This window comes from Comamonas sp. 23 (assembly GCF_049601575.1).
Lineage (GTDB): Bacteria > Pseudomonadota > Gammaproteobacteria > Burkholderiales > Burkholderiaceae_C > Comamonas > Comamonas squillarum.
The window spans coordinates 4,499,500-4,519,571 of sequence record NZ_CP187127.1 but is presented as its reverse complement, the minus strand read 5'-3'; the positions used below and the strand labels follow the sequence as shown (position 1 = coordinate 4,519,571).

General features: G+C 65.5%; 18 protein-coding genes. 13 read left to right on the top strand and 5 right to left on the bottom strand.

What is annotated here, in order from left to right:
- The first annotated feature begins 252 nt into the window (after positions 1–252).
- The 6 genes from fabA to ACPEE1_RS20370 all read left to right on the top strand — a co-directional run bounded on the left by fabA (position 253) and on the right by ACPEE1_RS20370 (position 6,570).
- Entirely contained in the window at positions 253–777 is a 525-nt protein-coding gene (gene fabA / locus ACPEE1_RS20395) for a bifunctional 3-hydroxydecanoyl-ACP dehydratase/trans-2-decenoyl-ACP isomerase (protein ID WP_116926625.1), read from the top strand.
- The gene (gene fabB, locus ACPEE1_RS20390) at positions 774–1,994 is read left to right on the top strand and encodes a beta-ketoacyl-ACP synthase I (RefSeq protein ID WP_116926624.1); all 1,221 of its coding nucleotides are present in this window, start codon (positions 774–776) and stop codon (positions 1,992–1,994) included. Before fabA ends, fabB begins: the two co-directional genes overlap by 4 nt.
- A gap of 338 nt (positions 1,995–2,332) precedes the next feature.
- Complete coding sequence (glyQ, locus tag ACPEE1_RS20385) at positions 2,333–3,241, top strand: glycine--tRNA ligase subunit alpha (protein WP_116926715.1); 909 nt, start codon at positions 2,333–2,335, stop codon at positions 3,239–3,241.
- A gap of 20 nt (positions 3,242–3,261) precedes the next feature.
- Complete coding sequence (locus tag ACPEE1_RS20380; protein WP_116926623.1) at positions 3,262–3,792, top strand: metal-dependent hydrolase; 531 nt, start codon at positions 3,262–3,264, stop codon at positions 3,790–3,792.
- The gene (gene glyS, locus ACPEE1_RS20375) at positions 3,792–5,924 is read left to right on the top strand and encodes a glycine--tRNA ligase subunit beta (protein ID WP_423934690.1); all 2,133 of its coding nucleotides are present in this window, start codon (positions 3,792–3,794) and stop codon (positions 5,922–5,924) included. The genes ACPEE1_RS20380 and glyS overlap by 1 nt, the downstream gene beginning before the upstream one ends.
- 85 nt (positions 5,925–6,009) lie before the next feature.
- Positions 6,010–6,570 carry a histidinol phosphate phosphatase gene (locus ACPEE1_RS20370; protein ID WP_116926621.1) on the top strand — a complete coding sequence of 187 codons (561 nt, stop codon included), beginning with the start codon at positions 6,010–6,012 and terminating at the stop codon, positions 6,568–6,570.
- 90 nt (positions 6,571–6,660) lie between these two features.
- Here ACPEE1_RS20370 and hemE read toward each other — a convergent pair whose 3' ends face one another.
- Positions 6,661–7,776 (bottom strand): uroporphyrinogen decarboxylase, encoded by a 1,116-nt coding sequence (hemE, locus tag ACPEE1_RS20365; RefSeq protein WP_423934689.1) that lies wholly within the window; start codon positions 7,774–7,776, stop codon positions 6,661–6,663.
- Positions 7,777–7,878: 102 nt separating this feature from the next.
- Entirely contained in the window at positions 7,879–8,403 is a 525-nt protein-coding gene (locus tag ACPEE1_RS20360) for a MarR family winged helix-turn-helix transcriptional regulator (protein WP_260718805.1), read from the bottom strand.
- Between the two features lie 187 nt (positions 8,404–8,590).
- Between ACPEE1_RS20360 and ACPEE1_RS20355 the strand changes: the two genes are divergently transcribed.
- Complete coding sequence (locus ACPEE1_RS20355) at positions 8,591–9,574, top strand: Bug family tripartite tricarboxylate transporter substrate binding protein (protein ID WP_423934687.1); 984 nt, start codon at positions 8,591–8,593, stop codon at positions 9,572–9,574.
- Positions 9,575–9,652: 78 nt separating this feature from the next.
- Complete coding sequence (locus ACPEE1_RS20350; RefSeq protein WP_182344898.1) at positions 9,653–10,990, top strand: sulfatase family protein; 1,338 nt, start codon at positions 9,653–9,655, stop codon at positions 10,988–10,990.
- A 130-nt stretch (positions 10,991–11,120) separates the two neighbouring features.
- On the opposite strand, the gene ACPEE1_RS20345 is transcribed toward ACPEE1_RS20350, so the two are convergent.
- Positions 11,121–11,681 carry a hypothetical protein gene (locus ACPEE1_RS20345; RefSeq protein ID WP_182344899.1) on the bottom strand — a complete coding sequence of 187 codons (561 nt, stop codon included), beginning with the start codon at positions 11,679–11,681 and terminating at the stop codon, positions 11,121–11,123.
- A 344-nt stretch (positions 11,682–12,025) separates the two neighbouring features.
- Here ACPEE1_RS20345 and ACPEE1_RS20340 point away from each other — a divergent pair, with 344 nt between their 5' ends.
- The 5 genes from ACPEE1_RS20340 to ACPEE1_RS20320 all read left to right on the top strand — a co-directional run bounded on the left by ACPEE1_RS20340 (position 12,026) and on the right by ACPEE1_RS20320 (position 16,781).
- The gene (locus ACPEE1_RS20340; RefSeq protein WP_423934685.1) at positions 12,026–12,499 is read left to right on the top strand and encodes a rhodanese-like domain-containing protein; all 474 of its coding nucleotides are present in this window, start codon (positions 12,026–12,028) and stop codon (positions 12,497–12,499) included.
- A gap of 50 nt (positions 12,500–12,549) precedes the next feature.
- Entirely contained in the window at positions 12,550–13,500 is a 951-nt protein-coding gene (epsC, locus tag ACPEE1_RS20335) for a serine O-acetyltransferase EpsC (RefSeq protein WP_423934683.1), read from the top strand.
- Entirely contained in the window at positions 13,497–13,775 is a 279-nt protein-coding gene (locus ACPEE1_RS20330; RefSeq protein WP_021028780.1) for a helix-turn-helix domain-containing protein, read from the top strand. The genes epsC and ACPEE1_RS20330 overlap by 4 nt, the downstream gene beginning before the upstream one ends.
- A 61-nt stretch (positions 13,776–13,836) precedes the next feature.
- Positions 13,837–14,769 carry a family 2A encapsulin nanocompartment shell protein gene (locus ACPEE1_RS20325; protein ID WP_182344903.1) on the top strand — a complete coding sequence of 311 codons (933 nt, stop codon included), beginning with the start codon at positions 13,837–13,839 and terminating at the stop codon, positions 14,767–14,769.
- Between the two features lie 14 nt (positions 14,770–14,783).
- Positions 14,784–16,781: a family 2A encapsulin nanocompartment cargo protein cysteine desulfurase gene (locus tag ACPEE1_RS20320; RefSeq protein ID WP_423934681.1), complete on the top strand. Its 1,998-nt coding sequence runs from the start codon at positions 14,784–14,786 to the stop codon at positions 16,779–16,781.
- Between the two features lie 73 nt (positions 16,782–16,854).
- Here the strand turns inward: ACPEE1_RS20320 and ACPEE1_RS20315 are convergent, their stop codons facing one another.
- The gene (locus tag ACPEE1_RS20315) at positions 16,855–19,095 is read right to left on the bottom strand and encodes a protein-disulfide reductase DsbD family protein (RefSeq protein WP_423934679.1); all 2,241 of its coding nucleotides are present in this window, start codon (positions 19,093–19,095) and stop codon (positions 16,855–16,857) included.
- Positions 19,096–19,343: 248 nt separating this feature from the next.
- On the bottom strand, positions 19,344–19,643 hold the full coding sequence (locus ACPEE1_RS20310; RefSeq protein WP_116926612.1) for a hypothetical protein: 300 nt from the start codon (positions 19,641–19,643) through the stop codon (positions 19,344–19,346).
- Positions 19,644–20,072 lie beyond the last annotated feature (429 nt).

Genomic DNA, 20,072 nt, shown 5'->3' with positions numbered 1-20,072 from the left:
TGCCGGCAGATGACGGCCGCAGCACCGTGCTCGCCCCATGCGGCTGCTTGGCGAGCGTCCACCATCGGCAAATGTAACTGCTGTTAAAAAACGCAGATAGCCTGGGTTTGGCGCACAAAGCACAGCGCACTCCACGGCTTTGTCTCGCACGTTCGGGCCCAGAAGCGGGATAATGTGTACCTGCAGGTAATGGTGCCTGGGCACCATCAGAGAAATGCGGCGGAGTGACCGCCACCAGAAGTTGGACTGACAATGGCTGAATCTTTTTCCTATGAACAACTGATCGCCTCCGGTGAGGGCAAGTTGTTTACCCCTGAAAGTGGCCGTTTGCCACTGCCGCCGATGCTGATGTTTGACCGCATCACCGAAATCGACGAAAACGGCGGCTCGCACGGGCTGGGAAAAATTGTCGCTGAGCTCGATGTCAACCCCGATCTGTGGTTCTTCAAGTGCCACTTCCAGGGTGACCCCGTGATGCCCGGCTGCCTGGGGCTGGACGCCATGTGGCAACTGATCGGTTTTTACCTGACCTGGCTGCGCCTGCCAGGACGCGGGCGCGCCCTGGGTGCCGGTGAGGTCAAGTTCACCGGCGAAGTCGGCCCCGACGTGAAGCTGGTAACCTACGAAATCGACATCAAGCGCGTGATCAAGCGCAAACTGAACATGGCCATTGGCGATGCGCGACTGCTCGCTGACGGCAAGGAAATCTATGTCGCCAATGACCTGCGTGTGGGGTTGTTCCTGCGCGAGGGCGATGGCAAGGAAAACGCAGCATGAAGCGTCGGGTGGTTATTACAGGGGCCGGTATCGTCTCCTGTATCGGTGTGGGGCTGGAAGCCGTGGAGACTTCGCTGCGCGAAGGCCGCTCCGGCATCGCCCATATGCCGGTGTTCAAGGAAATGGGCCTGCGCAGCCAGGTCGCTGGCATTCCGCGCATCAATGTCGAAGAGTTCATTGATCGCAAGCAACTGCGCTTCATGGGAGATGCTGCCGCTTACGCGCAGATCTCGCTGCAGCAAGCGATTGCCCAGGCAGGCCTGTCACCCGAACAAATCAGCCACCCGCGTACCGGATTGATCATGGGCTCGGGCGGCGGCTCGCCGGCCAACCAGATTGAAGCTGCCGACACGCTGCGTGAAAAAGGCATTCGCCGCGTGGGACCCTACCAGGTCACGCGCTGCATGGGCTCGACCGTGTCGGCCAACCTGGCGACCAACTTCAAGATCAAGGGCATCAACTACTCGATCACCTCGGCCTGCTCGACCTCGGCGCACTGCGTGGGCGCGGCCGCCCAGCAGATCTCCTGGGGCATGCAGGATGTGATGTTTGCCGGCGGCGGCGAAGAGCTGTCCTGGGGTCTGGCCATCTTGTTCGATGGCATGGGCGCGATGTCCAGCAAATACAACGACGACCCGACCAAGGCCTCGCGCCCCTATGACACGGACCGCGATGGTTTTGTCATTGCCGGCGGCGGCGGCGCGCTGGTGCTCGAGAGCCTGGAGCATGCCCAGGCGCGCGGCGCCACCATCCTGGGCGAGATCGTCGGTTTTGGCATCTCGTCGGACGGTGAAGACATGGTCGCGCCTTCGGGCGAAGGCGCGGTCGCCGCGATGTCCCAGGCTATCGAAGGCCTGGACGCACCGATCGACTACATCAACACCCATGGCACCTCCACCCCGGTGGGCGATGTGCCTGAGCTGCATGCGATCCGCAAGGTGTTTGGCGACCGCATTCCGCCGTTCTCGTCGACCAAGTCGCTGACCGGCCACTCGCAAGGCGCCACCGGCGTGCAGGAAGCGATCTACAGCCTCATCATGCTGATGAAGGGCTTCATCGCCGGCTCGGCCAATGTGGACCATCCCGATCCTGCGGTGGGCGATATGCCGCTGGTCACCAAGGCGCGCGTGGCGGAGTTGAAGCAGGTGCTGTCCAACAGCTTTGGCTTTGGCGGCACCAATGCCTGCCTGGTGCTCAAGCGCTGGGAAGCGGCTTGATCGGCACTACCCTCCGCTCCCACTGACAAAGCGCCTTCGGGCGCTTTTCTTTTGCTCTCGTAACCGCAGCAGGAGTGCTATCAAAATGAGACCGCTGTTGCAGTGCAGGCGCGGCGCCAACGCGCGCTGTTGCGGGCTGGCAGCCATGCGTGCCTGCCCTTGCCGCTGGCGCGCTCGGCTATCGCCACCCATGGGGCGGCTGAAAGCACTAAAATCAAATGTTTTTGACCGCTTTGCTGGTGCAGACAGGCAGCAAGGCATGCATGCAGTCCGATCTTGTCGCTGTGCGCCCCATTGCGGGCCGCCAGCAGCAGGCTGCGTCCACCACCAGACTCTCCATGTTGAATTTCCAACAAATCATTTTGAAGCTGCAGCAGTACTGGGCCGACCAGGGCTGCGCGCTATTGCAACCTTATGACATGGAGGTGGGTGCAGGTACCTCGCACACCGCCACCTTCCTGCGCGCCATCGGTCCCGAGCCCTGGAAAGCGGCCTATGTGCAGCCCAGCCGCCGCCCCAAGGATGGCCGCTATGGCGAGAACCCCAACCGCCTGCAGCACTACTACCAGTTCCAGGTGGTGCTCAAGCCAGCGCCTGCCAACATCCTCGATCTGTACCTGGGCTCGCTCGAAGCGCTGGGCTTTGACCTGAAGAAAAACGACATCCGCTTTGTCGAAGACGACTGGGAAAACCCGACCCTGGGCGCCTGGGGCCTGGGCTGGGAAGTCTGGCTCAACGGCATGGAAGTGACACAGTTCACCTATTTCCAGCAAGTGGGCGGCATCGATTGCAAGCCCGCGACCGGCGAGATCACCTACGGCCTGGAGCGCCTGGCGATGTACCTGCAAGGCGTGGACAACGTCTACAACCTGCAGTGGACCGATGGCCTGACCTATGGCGATGTCTACCACCAAAACGAGGTCGAGCAGTCCACCTACAACTTCGAGCATTCCGATGCGGAGTTCCTGTTCCAGGCCTTTGGCGCGCATGAAAAGCAGGCCAAGCTCCTGATGGAGCAGCAGCTGGCCTTGCCCGCCTATGAGCAGGTGCTCAAGGCCGGCCACACCTTCAACCTGCTCGATGCGCGTGGCGCGATCAGCGTGACCGAGCGCGCAGCCTACATTGGCCGCATCCGCAACCTCGCGCGCGCCGTGGCGCAGAGCTACTACGACAGCCGCGAGCGCCTGGGCTTTCCGATGGCTCCGCGCGAGTGGGTCGCGCAGATCCCCCCGAAGGCTGCTGCCTAAACACCCCCGCCGCGCTGCCCATGCCCACGATCTTCACGCATGTCGCCGTACCGGTCGCCGCAGCGCTGGCGCTGGGCAGCCGCCGTGTGCCGCCCAGCATGCTGCTGGTGGGCGCGCTGGCCGCGATTGCGCCTGATTTCGACGGCATTCCCTACCAGTTCGGCAGCGCCGGCAGCGGCATCTGGGCCCACCGTGGCATCACCCACACGGCCTTGTTTGCACTGCTGATGGGCCTGCTGGGCCTATGGCTGGCGCGCTGGTGGAAGGTGCCGCGCCTGGCCGGCTTTGCCTGGGTGTTTTTCTGCACCTTGTCGCACCCCTTGCTGGACATGATGACCAGCGGCGGCAGCGGCATTGCCCTGCTGTGGCCTTTGAGCTCCGAACGTTTTTTCAGCCCTTGGCGACCGATTGCCGTCTCGCCCATTGCTGCAGACCGCTTTTTCTCGCAGCGCGGTGTGCAGGTCCTGGTCAGTGAACTCTACAACGTATGGTTCCCGCTGCTGACCCTGGGCCTGTCCATCTTCGCGCTGCGCCATACCCGGAAATCCTGATGACTTCCTCTCCCAATCTTCTGGTTGAACTGTTTGTTGAAGAGCTGCCTCCCAAGGCGCTCAAAAAGCTGGGCGATGCCTTTGCCCAGGTGCTGCTGCAGCAACTGCGCGCGCAGGGCCTGGCCGGTGACGGCTCGCAGCTGACGGCCTATGCCTCGCCGCGCCGCCTGGCCGCGCTGATCACCGACGTGCTGCCGCGCGCCGCTGACAAGCAGGTGTCGCAAAAGCTGATGCCCGTGGCAGTCGGCCTGTCGGCCGATGGCCAGCCAACGCCGGCCCTGCTCAAGAAGCTGGCCGCGCTGGGCGCCGATGCCTCGGTGGTGCCGCAGCTCAAGCGGGCCCAGGACGGCAAGGCCGAAGCGCTGTTCTACGACAGCACGGCCGCTGGCGTCAGCCTGGCCGAGGGCCTGCAAAAGGCGCTGACCGAGAGCATCGCCAAGCTGCCCATCCCCAAGGTCATGACCTACCAGCTCGAAGGCAACTGCGAATTGCCCGGCTGGAGCAGCGTGCAGTTTGTGCGCCCGGCCCATGGCCTGGTGGCTTTGCACGGCACCGAGGTGCTGCTGTCGATCGAAGCGCTGGGTCTGAAGGCCGGCAACACCACGCACGGCCACCGCTTTGAAGCGCTGGTCGATCCGCTGCTGATCACTGATGCCGACAGCTACGCCAAGACCCTGGCCGAGCAGGGCGCGGTGATTGCCAGCTTTGACGAGCGCAAGGCCGAGATCGTGCGCCAGCTGCAGGCAGCGGCCGAGCGTGTGGGCGGCGGCGTCAAGCCGATCGACGACGAAGCACTGCTCGATGAAGTGACTGCGCTGGTCGAGCGCCCCCATGTGCTGGTCTGCGCGTTCGAGAAGGAATTCCTGGGTGTGCCGCAGGAGTGCCTGATCCTGACGATGAAGGCCAACCAGAAGTACTTCCCGCTGCTCGCTGCCGATGGCGCGCTGACCAACCAGTTCCTGGTGGTGAGCAACATCAGCCCCGCTGACGCATCGGCCGTGACTGGTGGCAATGAGCGCGTGGTGCGCCCGCGCCTGGCCGATGCCAAGTTCTTCTTTGACCAGGACCGCAAGAAGACCCTGGCCTCGCGCGTCGAGGCGCTGGACAAGGTGGTCTACCACAACAAGCTAGGCACCCAGGGTGAGCGCGTGCAGCGCGTGCGTGCCATTGCCAAGAGCATTGCGCAGCAGTTGGGCGCCACCCAACTGGGCAAGCAGGTGGACCAGGCCGCCCAGCTGGCCAAGACCGACCTGATCACCGACATGGTGGGTGAGTTCCCAGAACTGCAGGGCACGATGGGCCGCTACTACGCGCTCAACGACCAGCTCGATGCCGCAGTGGCCGATGCGATCGAAGACCACTACAAGCCGCGCTTTGCCGGCGATGTGCTGCCACGCGGCGAGGTGGGCGTGATCGTCGCGCTGGCCGACAAGCTCGAAACCCTGGTGGGCATGTTCGGCATCGGCAACCTGCCCACCGGCGACCGCGACCCGTTTGCGCTGCGCCGCCATGCGCTGGGCGTCATCCGCATGCTGGTCGAAAAGGACCTGCCGCTGGACCTGGACACCTTGCTGGTCAGCACCTTGCCCGCCTTTGGCGACAAGATCGAAGACGCGAGCGCAGCGCTGTCCGACTTCATCTATGACCGCCTGGCCGGCAGCCTGCGTGAGCAAGGCTTTGGCGCCCAGGAAGTGGAGGCCGTGCTGGCCTACCGCCCCCAGCGCCTGGCCGATGTGCAAAAGCGCCTCGAAGCGGTGCGTGCCTTTGCCGCGCTGCCCGAGGCACCGGCGCTGGCCGCTGCCAACAAGCGCGTGGGCAATATCCTGAAGAAGGCCGATGGCCCGGTACGCGCCCGCGTGGACGAAGCCCTGCTGCAAGAACAGGCCGAGAAGGACCTGTTTGCCGCGCTGCAGACCGTCGCACCCAAGGCTGATGCCCAGTTTGCCGAAGGCGATTACACCGCCAGCCTGCAGACCCTGGCGGCGTTGCGCACGTCGGTCGATGCCTTCTTTGAGCATGTGATGGTCAATGCCGAAGACCCGGCGCTCAAGGCCAACCGCCTGGGCCTGCTGGCGACCCTGCATGAGGCGATGAACCGCATCGCCGATCTGTCGCGCCTGGTCGCTGCCTGATAAGCTGGATGGGCGCGCAGCCATCGTGCATGGCTGCCGCCCGCCAGGGCCGCGTGCCCCAGCCTGTCTTCGGAGGGAGCCTGTGATGAAACTTGCGATTCTCGAGCGTGACGGTATTGTTGGCCAGCCGGTGCTGGGCCAGCTGAGCGGCCACCAGGACTGGCAGAGCATGCCCGATGCGGCGATCAGCATCGCCCGGCTCAACCTGTCTGGCTGGCATGTGGTGCTGGTGGCCAACCAGCCCGGTCTGGGCCGGGGTCTCTACGACTGCGCCGCACTCAATGACTACCACCGCCAGATGTACAAGGAGCTGGCCACCGTCGGCGCCAAGGTCGATGCGGTGTTCTTCTGTCCCCATCCGCCCGATGACCACTGCGACTGCCTGGATGCCCAGGCCACGCTGCTGCGCCAGATCCTGGACCGCTTCAACATGGAAGCGGGCAAGGTCGCGGTGATCGCCCGCAGCGCCAGCTTGCTGCAGGCCGCCGCCAGCCTGGGCGCACGCCTGCACTGGGTCTCCGTGCCCGGTGGGCCGGATGCCGAGACGGCGCTGTGCCCCTCCGAAGAGGCGCAGCAACACGCCAGCATGGTCCAGTGCATCGAGCACTTGCTGCAGACCATCGCGAATCGGCCGCCGCAGGGCTGAGAAGCGACGTGCTCTGCCCCATGAAAAGCCCTGCCATGTAAAACGGCAGGGCTTTTGCTTGGGCGATATCGCAGCGCTCAGCCGCCTCGATCAAGCACGCATCGCACGCGACTGGCTGTGCACCGCTTCGACCAGCGCGGCCACATGCTCGGGCGGTGTGAACTGGCTGATGCCATGGCCCAGGTTGAAGATATGCGTGGGGCCGGGGCGGCTGGTGTCGGTATGGGGCGTGCCAAAGCTCTCGAGCACATGGCGCACCTGCTCGGCAATGCGCTCGGGCGGGGCAAACAGCACATTGGGGTCGATATTGCCTTGCAGCGCCTTGCCCGGGCCGCCAGCTTCGCCGCCGACGATGGCACGGGCCTTGCCGAGGTTGGCGGTCCAATCGAGGCCCAGCACCTCGCAGTCGAGATCGCGCATCTCGGGCAGCCAGATGCCGCCACCCTTGGTGAACACGATGCGGGGCACATCGGTACCGTCCACGCCGGTGCGCTTGAGCTGGCTGAGCACGCGCCTGGTGTAGGCCAGGCTGAACTGCTGGAAGGCGCCATCGGCCAGCACACCGCCCCAGCTGTCAAAAATCATCACGGCCTGCGCGCCGGCATCGATCTGGGCGTTGAGGTAGGCGGCCACGCTGTCGGCATTCACCTCCAGGATGCGGTGCATCAGATCGGGGCGGCTGTACATCAGCGACTTGACCTGGCGGTAGTCATCGCTGCCCTTGCCTTCGACCATGTAGCAGGCGAGGGTCCAGGGGCTGCCGGAAAAACCGATCAGCGGCACACGGCCACCCAGCGCACGGCGGATGCTGGTCACCGCGTCGAACACATAGCGCAGCTTGTCCATGTCGGGCACGGCCAGCGCCTGCACGGCGGCCTCGTCGCGCACCACCTGGGCAAAGCGCGGGCCTTCGCCTTCGGCAAACGACAGGCCCAGGCCCATCGCATCGGGCACCGTCAGGATGTCGCTAAAGAGGATCGCAGCATCGAGCGCAAAGCGCTCGAGCGGCTGCAAGGTCACCTCGGTGGCGTAGTCCACATTCGTTGCCAGCCCCATGAAGCTGCCGGCGCGCGCGCGCGTGGCCTTGTACTCGGGCAGGTAGCGCCCGGCTTGGCGCATCAGCCACAGCGGGGTGTAGTCGGTGGCCTGGCGGCGGCAGGCGCGCAAGAAGGTGTCGTTGCTCAGCGGTGCAAATGTCGTGCTCATGGGCAGGGATTGTCGCGCAGTTGCCGATGCCTGGGCAGCGATGCCGGTTTGCCCGGGTAGGGTATGGAGCAAAGTCCGCGCAGATCGCCCCCCGGCGGTGGCTCAGCCCAGGTGGTTTTGGCGGTGGCCGGACTGGCGCGGCGGAAAGGCCGCATCGCTGGCCTCGTCCTGCGCGGACCGGTTGGCCTGCTGTTGCAGCTGGTGCAGGCTCTGGTCCAATTGCGCCAGCGCATCGGCATCGAGCGCGGCCACCAGGTCGGTGTTGATGCGCCGCACCTGGGGCAGCAGCGCATCATGCAGGCGCTGGCCGGCAGGGCTCAGTTGCAGCGCTGCGCGGCGCCGGTTGCCTGTCTCGGTGGATTTGTGCAGCAGGCCCTTGGCCTGCATCGAGGCGATCGCGCGCGAGATGCGGGCCCGGTCAAGCTCGAGCAGATCGGCCAGTTGCGAAGGCTGCAGACCGGGCTGGCGCGCAAGCCACATCAGCACGCCCCATTCGCGCCGGGTGATGCCGTAGTGGCGCTCGCACAACCGCGTCACCAGCCGGCCCGCCGACGCAGTGAGCTTGGCCAGGCGGTAGAGCAGCAGGTCGCTGGGCTGCTGCGGATCGGCAAGGGGGTTGGGCGGCACTGCGGGTAAATCCGGGCGATGGTTGATTAGAACAATTGTGCCCTGGTTTTCTACAGTGCAGGCATGCTGCGCGGGCGCATGTGCGGAGGCTGAAAAAGCTTATGCCTTTGGGCTAGATCAAACGCGGCAACATAGAGGGCATCGGCCGTCCATGCGGCCTTGTTCATAAGCATCGGAGACTCTCCCCATGGTTCAACGTCGTCATTTTCTCGGCCAGTCCGCAGCCATGGCTGCCTCGGTGCTGACCACCTCCTCGTCGCTGTGGGCCTTGCCCGCGCAGGCCCAGGACGGGGTGCTGCGCATCATCGTGGGCTACCCGCCCGGTGGCGCGACGGACCGCGTTGCGCGCATCGTGGCCGACAAGCTGCAGGCCAGCCTGGGCAGCACCGTGATTGTGGACAACAAGGTGGGCGCCGGCGGCCGCGTGGCTGCGCAGTTTGTGAAGAATGCGCCGGCCAACCAGCCGGTGCTGATGCTGGCCAACCCCGCCGTCATGGTGGTGGCGCCGCTGGTGGTGAGCAATCTGGGCTATGACGCCGAGCAGGATTTTGTGCCGGTCAGCGAGGTCAACCGCTATGTGTTTGGCGTGGCGGTGTCCAGCGCCGTGCCGGTCAGGGAAATGCAGCACCTGCTCGCCTGGCTCAAGGCCAACCCGGCCAAGGCCAATATCGGCGTGCCTGCCACTGGCAGCCTGCCGCACTTCTTTGCGCTGATGCTTGGCCAGCAAGCCGGCGTCGAAGCCGAGGCGGTGGGCTACAAGGGCTCGGCCCCGCTGCTCACCGATCTGATGGGCGGCCAGGTGCCGGTCGCCGTTGATACGCTCGACACGCTGGTGCAGCAGCACCAGGCGGGCAAGCTGCGCCTGCTGGCCGTCAGTGGCGATGCCCGCAACGCCGCCGTGCCCGATGTGCCGACCTTGAAGGAGGCCGGCGTGAACCTGTCTGCCGCTGGCTGGAACACCTTCTTTGCGCCCAAGTCCATGCCCGCCGCGCAGGTGCAGCGCTACGCTGCCGCCATCCACAAGCTGATGCAGGACCCGGATGTGCACAAACAGTTTGCGACCAACTACCTGGACCCGGTGGCCAGCACCGCCGAGCGGACCGCCAAGGCGCTGCAGGCCTACAAAAAGCAGTGGGTCCCAGTGATCCAGGCCTCGGGCTACAAGCCCTGATCTGTTGCCCCTTGACATGCCAGACGCAGGCCGCGCGCCCACCGGGTGCCGGCCCGCCATGACTGTGAGTGAGACCCCGTGTTGAAACGACCGAACATCATCTTTATCGTGGCCGATGACCTGGGCTACGCCGATCTGGGCTGCTATGGCGGCCGCAACGCCCGATTTGGCGCCGTGTCGCCGCATATCGATGCGCTCGCTGCCGGGGGCCTCAAGCTCACGCAAGGCTATTCCAACTCGCCGGTCTGCTCGCCCACGCGCTTTGCGCTGATGACGGCGCGCTACCAGTACCGCCTGCGCGGCGCGGCCGAGGAGCCGATCCGCACCGCCACGCGCGGCAACCCTGACCTGGGCCTGCCGCCCAGCCACCCGACCTTGCCATCGCTGCTGCGAGAAGCAGGCTACCGCACCGCCTTGATGGGCAAGTGGCACCTGGGCTACCCGCCGCATTTCAGCCCGCTCCAATCGGGCTATGAGGAGTTCTTTGGGCCCATGTCGGGCGGCGTGGATTACTTCAGCCACTGCGGTGCCAATGGCCAGCATGACCTCTGGTTTGGCGAGGCCGAGCGCGCGCAGCCGGGCTACCTGACCGACCTGATCAGCGACTATGCGGTGGACTATATCGACCGCATGGCAGCCGGTGCGCAGCAGGACACACCCTTCTTTTTGAGCGTGCACTACACCGCCCCGCACTGGCCCTGGGAAACCCGGGACGACGAGGCATTGTCGCGCGAGCTGGTGGAGAACAAGCAGGCCATCTACCACCTGCATGGCGGCAATATCGAGAGCTACCAGCGCATGATTCACCACATGGACGAAGGCATTGGCCGCCTGGTGGAGCGCCTGCAAGCGCATGGGCTGGCAGACGACACGCTGATCGTGTTCACCAGCGACAACGGCGGCGAGCGCTTCTCGGACAACTGGCCGCTGGTGGGCGGCAAGATGGACCTGACCGAGGGCGGCATCCGCGTGCCCTGGGTGGCCCATTGGCCACGCGTCATCGCCCCTGCGGGCGAGAGCCGCCAGACCTGCATGACGATGGATTGGAGCGCCACGATGCTGGACATTGGCGGGGCCCAGCCCGCTACCGGCTACCCCTGGGATGGGCAGTCGCTGCTGCCGCTGCTGCAGGACCCGGCCTGGCACCAGGATCAGCCCCTGTTCTGGCGCATGAACCACCGGGGCCAGCGCGCGATGCGCGATGGCGACTGGAAATACCTGCGGGTCGATGGCGTGGACTATTTGTTCAACCTGCACGCCGATGAGCGCGAGCGCGCCAACCTGGCCAGCGTGCTGCCCGAGCGCCTGCAAGCGATGGTGGCCGCCTGGGAAGCCTGGAACGCCAGCATGCCGCCGATACCGGGCGATGCGACGGTGAGCCTGTGCTACACCGACGCCGACATGCCCCAGCGCTGAGGGATTCACAAAGCCCTTGAGAGGCCGTTGCGGCGCCTGGTCGTACTTTTGTACTGCCTGCGGCGCGGCGCCTGGTCTCCTCCGCAAACCTGCGGTTTGCTGGACCTTGAGAGCCCCTCACTTCAACTTGTCATGGGCGGCCCGCTTGGGGCCCCGTGTCTTCTTCATCGTCCTCAGGAATCGCGGCCACACTGATGCCGCCGAGCAAGGCCATCACCAGGGCAAACAGGTAGACGGCGTTGCTGATACCCAGGCTCAGGCTGTAGCCCCAGGCGATGACCGAGCACCAGATGCTGTCCTTGTACTGCGCGGCGCACCCCGATTGGGCGGGCATGTGCACATACCAGACGACGGCCACGGCGGCAAAGGCCAGCGCGACGACGACACCCAGCGCATTGCGGTGGTGGCGCAGCATCGCGATCAAGGACAGCGGCACCAGCGCACCCCAGACAAACATCATCAGCCAGCTGGCCATGGGCGCCTGGGCGAGCCAGCCAGACAGCGCGGGCCAGTGCAGCTGGGTCTGGATCAGCTGCAGTCCGTCGCGCACCAGCGGCAGGGCCAGCGCGGCGATGGCCACGCACAGCAGCACGATCCCCAGACACACGCGTTTGGCGCTGACATGGCGCCGGTGGGGGCTCCCGGCCTGGGTGGACGAATGCAGATCATGGGAATGGGTAATGACAGCCATCTTTGTCTCCTATAGGAGGCTGTCATTGCCGGTTGCCAGCACCGTGCAGGGTGCCAACAGCGGGCATTGCAGCCCTGTTTTGAGGAAGGACCGCAGCACTTGGCCTGTTGCACTGCGGCAGCAGAGGTGCACAGCAGACCGTGGCTGAATGGCAGCAGTCCACTGCTTAACCCTGGTTTCAATATAGCCTTATTCAGCACATAGATCTATAGGCGCAGGCCGCAGGCGGTGGGCCTCGTATATGTGAAAAACGCATGTACAAGCGCATTTATATTCCTGTTCCAACGGCGTCCAGCGGCCTAAATTGGTGGCTATCCCCATCCATTTGACCTTAGAGGCGTTTTATGACAACAACCGATATCAGCCTGCCCGATGTACTGGAGGCAGCCTGGAGAGCGGCGCAGGAGCAGGCGTTGGGCTATGCCGGCAGCGTGCCGCCGGTGGCGGCCTGGCAACTGGTGCAGCAGCAGCTGGCGGTGCTGGTCGATGTGCGCTCCGCCGAGGAGCGCCATTTTGTCGGCCATGTGCCCGGCAGCATCCATGTCCCCTGGGCGACGGGTACGGCGCTGACCCGCAACCCGCGCTTTGTGCGCGAGCTCGAAGCGCGCCTGGCCGCCCACCGCGGCAAGGACGCCGTGGCGCTGCTGCTTTGCCGCAGCGGCAAGCGCTCGGTGCTGGCTGCCCAGGCGGCCGAGGCGGCGGGCTTTCGCCATGTCTTCAACGTGCAAGAGGGCTTTGAAGGCGAGCTGGATGCGCTGCAGCAGCGCGGCCACGGCGATGGCTGGCGCTTCCACCAGCTGCCCTGGGTGCAGGACTGAAACCCTGCCCCTCTCCATGAGCGCGCGTTGATCCCCTAAGAAGGCACCCCATGACCACCCCTTTTCCCATCCAAGAAGTGGCCGCACAGTTGGCCGAGCAGCGACGCCAGTGGCGCGAGTCCCACCAGCGCAGCCAGGAGCCCGGCGGGCGCGAGTTTCCCTCGCGCGATGCGCTGGACCAGACCCTGGGTCTTCTCAAAGGCGTGCTGTTCCCGATGCGGCTGGGCCCGCACGATTTGCTGCAGGAGAGCGAGGACTTTTATGTCGCCCATGCGCTCGATGCCGCCTTGCACCGGCTGCAGACCCAGATTGCGCTGGAGCTGCGCTACACCCAGCGCAGCCCGGCGGGCACCGAGGAGCAGGCCCAGACCTTGACGCGCCAGTTTGCCCTCGCCTTGCCCGGCATTCGCCGCCTGCTCGACAGCGATGTGCAGGCCGCCTATGAGGGCGACCCGGCTGCCCGCACCGTCGACGAGGTGCTGCTGTGCTACCCCGGCGTGCTGGCGCTGATCCACCACCGCATTGCGCACCAGCTCTATGCACTGCAGCTGCCGCTGCTCGCCCGCATCGTGGCCGAGCTCGCGCACAGCGAGACGGGCATCGACATCCACCCCGGCGCGCAGATTGGCGAGGGCTTTTTCATCGACCACGGCACCGGCGTGGTGGTGGGCGAGACGGCGGTGATCGGCCGCAAGGTGCGCATCTACCAGGCCGTCACCCTGGGCGCCAAGCGCTTTGTGCAGACCGAGCAGGGCCATCTGCAAAAGGGCCAGCCGCGCCATCCGATCGTCGAAGACGGCGTGGTGATCTACGCGGGTGCGACCATTCTGGGCCGCGTCACGCTGGGCGCTGGCGCCGTCATTGGCGGCAATGTTTGGCTGACCCAGAGCGTGGCCGCCGGTGCCCATGTGACCCAAGCGTCGCTGCAGGCCGCTGCGCAGACCCTCGCACAGCACACCCGGAGCGAGCCCGCCTTGCCCGCCGAGGAGGCTGCGCTATGAATGATTTCTCCCACCATTTCGGTCTGGCCGTGCGCCGCTCGCGCGAGGCCATGGGCTGGTCGCAGGAGCAGCTGGCTGCGCAGGCCGATCTGAACCGCTCCTATGTCGGTGAGGTCGAGCGCGGCCAGGTGGCAGTGTCGCTGGCCACCATCGGCAAGCTGGCCCAGGCGCTGCAGGTGCCCCAGTCCACCTTGGTACTGCGCGGCGAGGAGCTGCACCAGCACTACCTGGTGCGCGCGCAGCACATGCGGCGCTTGGCGGCGATAGCCGGTTGAGGCGCCAGCGCCCGCCAGCGATGATTTTCCTGTTCATTCACACGCGCAACCGGAGAGAAATATGACAGCGAATGTAGGCGGCACGACCGCATTGGGCGACAGTGCTGCACGGCAGTTAGCCAACGCCACCAAGACCGTTCCCCAGCTTTCCACGATCAGCCCGCGCTGGCTGACGCATCTGCTGCAATGGGTGCCGGTCGAGGCGGGTATTTACCGCCTCAACCGAGTCAAAAACCCCGAGGACATCCGGGTGGCCTGCACCGCCAAGACGCATGAGAACCAGCTGCCGCGCACCTTTGTCGAGTACGACGCGCAGCCGCGCGAGTTCTTCCTCAACGCCGTCAGCACCGTGCTGGATGTGCACACCCGGGTCTCCGACCTCTACAGCAGCCCGCATGACCAGATCAAGGAGCAACTGCGCCTGACCATCGAGACCATCAAGGAGAACCAGGAAAGCGAGCTGATCAACAACCCCGACTACGGCCTGCTGGCCCAGGTGGCGGAAGACCAGCGCATCTTCCCGCTGACCGGCGCGCCCACGCCCGATGACCTCGATGAGCTGCTGACCAAGGTCTGGAAGGAGCCGGCATTTTTCCTGGCCCACCCGCTCACCATTGCCGCCTTTGGCCGCGAGGCCACGCGCCGCGGCACGCCACCGCCCACGGTCAGCCTGTTTGGCTCGCAGTTCATCACCTGGCGTGGTGTGCCGCTGATCCCCTCGGACAAGGTGCCGGTGGCGGACGGCAAATCCAAGATCCTGCTGCTGCGCGTGGGTGACAAGCGCCAGGGCGTTGTTGGCCTGTTCCAGCCCGGCCTGCCCGGCGAGCAGGGCCCGGGCCTGTCGGTGCGCTTCATGGGCATCAACAACCATGCGATTGCCTCGTACCTGATCTCGCTGTACTGCTCGCTGGCGGTGCACACGCCCGATGCATTGGCTGTGCTCGATGACGTGGAGATCAACAAGTACCACGACTACCCCGATACCTACAAGTGAGCAAAGGAGCCGCCATGGTTTCCGCCGTATCCGGCCTGCCCGAGCCATCGGGCGCGCCCATCTCCACCGAGCTGCTCGCGCAGCTGGCCACCGCGCTGTTTGCCGAGCGGCCCGGCGCGCCCGGCTTGCCGCCGGGTGTGCAGGCGCCGGTGAACATTGCTCCGCCGGGCTCGCCGCTGGCCAGCCCGGCGGGCCTGGGGCCCAGCGTGCCGGGCACCCCCATCTCTGCGGGCGTGCTGCCGGGCAGCAACTTGTTGCCCGCATCGCCCACACCGGTGCTGTCGCTGGCCCACCGCGCCCCGGCCTTGCTGCCCCATGCCGCAGCCGGCAATGGGGTGCCCGATAGCGTGCTGGCCACGCTGCCCGCCTATGAGCCGCGCCTGGGCGGGTTGGTGCAAGGGGTGCCCCATGCGGCTGCACCGCAAGCCAGTGCATCCCAGGCGGTGGCAGCACCCGTTTCTGCTTCTACCCCTGGCGCTGGTTATTATTTTCTGGAGCCACCGTCAGCTGCAGCTGCACCTGCGGACAGCAGTGGTGCATCGTTGCAGGCGCTGGCCGACCAGGCCCGCCGTACTGCGCCCGATAGCCATCTGAACGGCATCGATTTGCGTGGGCCACGTGGTGCCGACGTGGCGCCTCTGGGCCACCAGGCCCACCCCGCTCCGGTGCCGGGCGCTGCGCCGCAGTACTACTTTGTGCATGCCGTGCCGCTGCCCAGTGGCTTTGTGACGCCAGCCAAGCCGCATCCGCATGCCGATGCGGCGCCTGTGGCTGCGCAGCAGGACCGCCATCCCGGTTTTGACATTCAGGCGGTGCGGCGCGACTTTCCGATCCTGGCCGAGCGCATCAACGGCAAGCCACTGGTCTGGCTGGACAATGCGGCCACCACGCACAAGCCGCGCCAGGTGATCGAGCGCATCAGCCATTTCTATGCGCATGAGAACTCGAACATCCATCGCGCAGCCCATACGCTGGCCGCGCGGGCGACCGATGCCTATGAGCATGCCCGTGAGGTGGTGCGGCGCTTCATCAACGCCCCCGAGGCGCGCGAGGTGGTCTTTGTGCGCGGCACCACCGAGGCCATCAACCTGGTGGCCAAGGCCTGGGGCGGGGCGAATGTGGGCGAGGGCGATGAGATCATCATCAGCCACCTGGAGCACCATGCGAACATCGTCCCCTGGCAGCAGCTGGCCGCAGCCAAGGGCGCCCGGCTGCGGGTGATACCGGTCGACGACCAGGGCCAGATCCGGCTCGATGAGTACCAGAAGCTGATCAACGACCGCACCAAGATCGTCGCCATCGGCCATGTCTCCAACGTGCTGGGCACAGTGGTGCCCGTCAAGCAGGTGGTGGAGATCGCCAAGCGCCGGGGCATCACGACCTTGATTGATGGCGCGCAGTCGATTGCGCACACCCCTGTCGATGTGCAGGAGCTGGGCGCGGATTTCTTTGTCTTCTCAGGCCACAAGATCTTTGCACCCACCGGCATTGGTGTGCTCTGGGGCCGGCGCGAGGTGCTGGAGGCCATGCCGCCCTGGCAGGGCGGCGGCAACATGATTGCCGATGTGACCTTTGAGAAAACCGTCTACCAGCCGCTGCCCAATACCTTTGAAGCGGGCACCGGCAACATCGCCGATGCGGTGGGCCTGGGCGCGGCGCTCGAATATGTGGAGCGCATCGGCATCGCGCAGATCAGCCGCTACGAGCATGCGCTGGTGGACTATGGCATGGCGCAGCTGGCCCGCGTCCCGGGGCTGCGCCTGATCGGCACCGTGCCGGGCAAGGCCAGCGTGCTGGCATTTACGCAGGAGGGCTACAGCACCGACGAGGTGGGCCAGGCGCTCAACGCCGAAGGCATTGCCGTGCGCACCGGCCACCATTGCGCGCAGCCCATCCTGCGCCGCTTTGGGGTCGAGACCGCCGTGCGGCCCTCGCTGGCCTTCTACAACACCTTTGACGAGGTCGACCAGCTGGTGCGCGAGGTGCGCAAGCTGGCGGCGCAGCGGCGCTGATCGGCAGCTTGTTCTGCGTTGCAGAAACGAAAAGCGCCGGGCACAACCGGCGCTTTTCTCATTGGGAGAGGTCTTAAAGCTGTGTGATCGCGTCCACCACTTCCTTGACGCTCAGCACCTCGGACAGGATCTGCGGCGCCTTGCCCGGTGCATACAGCACATAGACCGGCACGCCGCTGCGGCCCAGCTGATTGAGCGCCTGCGTGATGGCAGGGTCCTGGCGGGTCCAGTCGGCGCGCAGCAAGCTCACCTGTTTGCCTTCGAAGGCGGCGAGCACCTGGCTGTCGCTCAGGGTAGTGCGCTTGTTGTACTGGCAGGTGACGCACCAGGCGGCGGTGAAATCGACAAACACCGGCTTGCCGGTGGCATTGATCTCGCCCACCTTCTGCGCCGACCAGGGCTGCCACAGCGCGCCGCTGGCCTGTTGGCCGGGCGCAGGCGCAGGCGTGGTCAGGTTGTGGCCCATGGCGGTGGCCAGGTAGAGGCCACCGGCCAGCGACAGCACCGCAAAGCCCCAGCGCGCGCGCCCTTGCAGGCCCAGCGCCCAGACGAGCGCGGCCAGCAGCACCAGCATCGCCAGCAAGGTGGCTGCGCCATCGATACCGCTTTGCTGGCCCAGCACCCAGACCAGCCAGACCACGGTGGCAAACATCGGAAAGGCCATCGCACGGCGGAAGGTGTCCATCCAGGCGCCCGGGCGCGGCAGCCAGCGCACCACCGCAGGGATCCAGCTGGCCAGCAGATAGGGGGTGGCCATGCCCACGCCCAGCGCGGCAAACACCAGCAGGGCCTCGGCGGCCGGCAGGCTCACGGCCAGGCCCATCGACGCGCCCATGAACGGGGCGGTGCAGGGCGAGGCAATGGCCACGGCCAGCACGCCGCTCAAAAAGGCATTGCTGATCGGGCTCTTGGCCTGCTTGCCCGCCAAGCTGCTGGGTACAAAGCTGCCAAACTCGAACATGCCCGCCAGGTTGAGGCCGATCACGGTGAAGAGCGCCGCCAGCGCCGCAATGACCAGCGGCGACTGCAGCTGGAAACCCCAGCCCAGCTGCTGGCCGGCCGAGCGCAGCGCCAGCAGCAGCGCGCCCAGGGCCAGGAACGACAGCACCACGCCCGCGGTATAGGCCAGGCCGGCATGGCGCTGCTCGCGCAGCTGGCTGCCGTGCGCGGTAAAGCCCAGCACCTTGAGCGCGAGGATCGGGAACACGCAGGGCATCAGGTTCAGGATCAGGCCGCCGATGAGCGCGCCCAGCAGCGCCAGCCACAGGCTGCCCGAAGAGGCCGGCGCGGCGGGGGCGGATGCCTGGGCATTCTTGGCCAGCGCAGCGGCCAGCTCTGGTGAGACCTGGGCCACGGCAGCGGCCTGCCATTGGCCGCTGAGGGGCGCCACGGTACGCCAGCCGATGGCGCCATCGACGGCGCGGTGCTGGTCGGTGGTCAGCACCAGCGGAATGTCTTGCGGCGTCTGGCCCCGGTTGGCCGACAGCGGCACCACGGCCGTCCAGTCCGCGCCTTGCCATTGCTGGTGGAAATCCTTGCCGTCCTGCATCGCATGGTGCAAGGTGTCGGGGCTCTCGCTGAGTACCTGCAGGCTCTGGCCCTGCAGAGCAGCGGGCAGGCCGGAGACGCGCAGCTGCAGCGTCTCGCCATCGACCGTGGCCTGGCTGCTGCCTTGCAGTGCGACCGGCGCCTGGGCATGGGCTTTTGCAAAGCTATCCGCCAGCAGCGCGGTGCTGCTCTTGGTCGGGATGGTCAGGCTGAACTGGCCTTCTTCAGGAATGCACTCGACGCGGCAGATCAGCCAGTTCGCGTGCAGGCGCACCGTCACATCGCGCGCATCGGCCGAGAAATGGCTGGGGATCTGCACGGTAACGGGCAGCAGCACCTGGCCTTCATAGCCGTAGTTGACGAGGGTACCGACCCGAATCGGGTGGGGCGTGGGCCAGGCGATTTCGCCGGCATCCCAGCCCGGCGGCAGCTGCCATTGCAACTGCGTGGGCAGGCCCGAGTCGCCGGGATTGGTCCAGTAGGTATGCCAGTCGGGCTGGTGGTCCAGCAGCAGGCCCAGTTCAATGCTTTTGCCCGGCTCGATGCCCTGCGGCGCCAGTGCCACCAGCTCTGCGCGCACACGCGGCGTGGTCACCACGCTGCTCGACGCGGGGCCGGAGGCCGTGTCCATCGCGGGAGCGCTGGCGCCGCTGCCGATCTGGAGCTTGATCTGGGCCTGGGCATGCAGCGCCGTGCCGCTCAGCACGAGGGCCAGCAGTGTAAAAAAAAGCGCTCCTATCGAGCGGCGCAGGAAAGCATGGGGCATATCGCGTGGTACCTGTTTGTCTGGCGGTGAGAGGACAGATACGTGGAGAGGTTCCCGCATCATAGAACCTGAGCGGCTTGCTCGCTGGTAGCGGCCTGGAAGCCGCTGGGTGCCAGCACCGCAGCCCCAACGCACAGACGCAAAAAAGGCCACTGCATCGCAGTGGCCTGTTCCCAAGGGGCGGTGAGTGTGTGCGCCGTCCCGTGGATGCCCTACCGGCTCAGTGGCTGCCGGCAAGGGGGAAAAGCTTATTCGCCTTCCAGGATCGAGCCGTTGGCCAGCGCTTGGCGGGCAGCCTGGGTCACTTCGGCGCGGCTCAGTTGGCCCTTGCCCAGTTCGTAGGCGTTCACGGTCGACTGGTTGCCTTGGGCAATCATCGTGTTGGTCTTGCGGGCTTCAGCCAGCTGGGCTTGCACATCGGCGCGGCTCACGGCGCTGGTCGCAGCCGCTTGGGGGGTGATGGCTTGGTCGCCTTCAAAAGGATTGGCTTGGGCAACGGAAGCACCCAGGGCGAGAGTAGCGGCGATAGCGAAAATACGTGCGTTCATTTTTCTTTCCTTTGGGATTGCGTTCGGCCTGGTGGTCGACTCGCGTCGTCTTTTGCGGTATCGGCCAACTTGTTTGCTGGCCATACCGCTTTTGTTTAACGATGGAATGAAGTTTATATTGGTATCTATCTTCGATAAATAGCCAAAAATCAAACTGATTGTTCCGAAATCAATGTGAATTAGCTTGGAACTTTTACAAATATGTGACAGCTAACCCTGGTGTTAACCCTAGATTAGGGTATTTACCAGGGGTATAAATTGGCTATGTTTTTTTGAGATAAAGTAGAGAAAAACTATTATAAAAATCTATCAAGAGCGCCTTGGGCATGAGCGGCCAGGTGGGCGCCACCCAGGGGGGGCGGTGATGCCCTGCCGTGCGGATGCCTTGACTCCGTTGCAGTGCTGATATCGGCACTAATGGCCGGCTCG

Bases quoted from the DNA above. Each gene is read 5' to 3' on its own strand.
- fabA (WP_116926625.1), top strand. From the start codon at position 253: ATGGCTGAATCTTTTTCCTATGAACAACTGATCGCCTCCGGTGAGGGC.
- fabB (WP_116926624.1), top strand. From the start codon at position 774: ATGAAGCGTCGGGTGGTTATTACAGGGGCCGGTATCGTCTCCTGTATC.
- glyQ (WP_116926715.1), top strand. From the start codon at position 2,333: ATGTTGAATTTCCAACAAATCATTTTGAAGCTGCAGCAGTACTGGGCC.
- ACPEE1_RS20380 (WP_116926623.1), top strand. From the start codon at position 3,262: ATGCCCACGATCTTCACGCATGTCGCCGTACCGGTCGCCGCAGCGCTG.
- glyS (WP_423934690.1), top strand. From the start codon at position 3,792: ATGACTTCCTCTCCCAATCTTCTGGTTGAACTGTTTGTTGAAGAGCTG.
- ACPEE1_RS20370 (WP_116926621.1), top strand. From the start codon at position 6,010: ATGAAACTTGCGATTCTCGAGCGTGACGGTATTGTTGGCCAGCCGGTG.
- hemE (WP_423934689.1), bottom strand. From the start codon at position 7,776: ATGAGCACGACATTTGCACCGCTGAGCAACGACACCTTCTTGCGCGCC.
- ACPEE1_RS20355 (WP_423934687.1), top strand. From the start codon at position 8,591: ATGGTTCAACGTCGTCATTTTCTCGGCCAGTCCGCAGCCATGGCTGCC.
- ACPEE1_RS20345 (WP_182344899.1), bottom strand. From the start codon at position 11,681: ATGGCTGTCATTACCCATTCCCATGATCTGCATTCGTCCACCCAGGCC.
- ACPEE1_RS20340 (WP_423934685.1), top strand. From the start codon at position 12,026: ATGACAACAACCGATATCAGCCTGCCCGATGTACTGGAGGCAGCCTGG.
- epsC (WP_423934683.1), top strand. From the start codon at position 12,550: ATGACCACCCCTTTTCCCATCCAAGAAGTGGCCGCACAGTTGGCCGAG.
- ACPEE1_RS20330 (WP_021028780.1), top strand. From the start codon at position 13,497: ATGAATGATTTCTCCCACCATTTCGGTCTGGCCGTGCGCCGCTCGCGC.
- ACPEE1_RS20325 (WP_182344903.1), top strand. From the start codon at position 13,837: ATGACAGCGAATGTAGGCGGCACGACCGCATTGGGCGACAGTGCTGCA.
- ACPEE1_RS20320 (WP_423934681.1), top strand. From the start codon at position 14,784: ATGGTTTCCGCCGTATCCGGCCTGCCCGAGCCATCGGGCGCGCCCATC.
- ACPEE1_RS20315 (WP_423934679.1), bottom strand. From the start codon at position 19,095: ATGCCCCATGCTTTCCTGCGCCGCTCGATAGGAGCGCTTTTTTTTACA.
- ACPEE1_RS20310 (WP_116926612.1), bottom strand. From the start codon at position 19,643: ATGAACGCACGTATTTTCGCTATCGCCGCTACTCTCGCCCTGGGTGCT.